Origin of the sequence: Geodermatophilus obscurus (genome assembly GCF_900143215.1) — a bacterium.
In the GTDB taxonomy this organism is placed as follows: domain Bacteria; phylum Actinomycetota; class Actinomycetes; order Mycobacteriales; family Geodermatophilaceae; genus Geodermatophilus; species Geodermatophilus obscurus_A.
The window spans coordinates 1-1,283 of record NZ_FRDM01000101.1 but is presented as its reverse complement, the minus strand read 5'-3'; the positions used below and the strand labels follow the sequence as shown (position 1 = coordinate 1,283).

1 protein-coding gene is annotated in these 1,283 nt (G+C 77.5%); it reads right to left on the bottom strand.

Translation table 11 applies throughout. The features are described from left to right. Positions 1-97 precede the first annotated feature (97 nt). Positions 98-1,111: an ATP-dependent DNA ligase gene (locus tag BUB17_RS25180; protein ID WP_072921592.1), complete on the bottom strand. Its 1,014-nt coding sequence runs from the start codon at positions 1,109-1,111 to the stop codon at positions 98-100. Positions 1,112-1,283 lie beyond the last annotated feature (172 nt).

The following is a 1,283-nucleotide window of genomic DNA, read 5'->3' as shown; positions in this document are numbered from 1 at the left end:
CGACGCCCGCTTCCCCGACGCCCGCTTCCCCGACGATCATGGCGCGGGGACCACCTCGGGGCTCCGCTGCGTGGTCACGGCGCCATGATCGCGGCGGTCAGGCGATGCCGGGGACGTCCTCCGGCGCCAGGTCGGGGCGGACCCGCACGAAGCGCAGCGGGTGACGGAACACGCCGGCCTGCAGGGCGGCGTCCGCGCTGACCTCGACGACGACGTCCGGGCGGACGCGGGTCAGCGGCACCGACAGCCGGCCGCCGCCGAAGGCGCCGGTGCCGATCCGCTCCGGCCACGGGTGGTCCGGCCCGGCCGGGGTCAGGAGGGCGGCCAGCTCGGCGGACTGCGCCGGCGAGAGCGGGCTGGTCCGGCCGACGACGACCAGCTCGCCGTCCCGGTACCGCCCGGCGACGAGCTGGCTGGGCTGCTCCGGCGGTCCGATGACGCCGCCGGCGAGCACCTCGGTGGACTCCCAGGACTTCACCTTCAGCCACTCCCGCCGGCCGGGCGCGTACCGGCTGCCGGCACCCTTGGCCACCAGCCCCTCCACCCCGGCGGGCCGGAAGTCGGCCGACCACCGGCGGGCCTCGGCGGGGTCGGTGGTCACCGGTGAGAGCTGCATCGGCGGGGCCCCGCGGGTGGCGAGCTCCTCCAGCGCGGCCCGCCGCTCCCGCAGCCGGCGCCCGCGCAGGTCGGCGCCGCCCAGTGCCAGCAGGTCGAAGGCGACGTAGGAGGCGGGCGCGGCGGCGACCAGCGCACCGATCCGGCCGGCGGGAGCCACCATCCGCTGCTGGAGCAGGCCGAAGTCCAGCCGGGAGCCGTTCCAGACGACGACCTCGCCGTCGAGCACCGTGCCCGCCGGCACCTGGGCCACGGCCGCGGCGACGACGTCCGGGAAGCGGGAGGACAGGTCGCGGCCCTGCCGGGACCACACCCGGGTCGTGCCGCCGGTGCGGACGACGACCAGGCGGTAGCCGTCCCACTTGGGCTCGTACAGCACCCCGCCCGGCAGCGCGTCGGCCCGCGGCAGGTCGCGCACCGGCTTGGCCAGCTCCACCGCGACCGGGCCGGCCAGCTCGGGCGGCACGTCGGGCAAGCCGGGGACGGACAGCGGCACGACGGACAGCCTGGGGGCTGCCGGGTGCCCGCGGAGGGCGCTGAGCTGCCGGTTCACCCCTTCGTGGCAGGTCGCCACACTGCGCGAGGACACCGGGAGGCGGCACGAGCGGTGCAGGCGGTCAAGGCACGATCCGGCAACGCACGATCCGGCAACGCACGATCCGGCAACG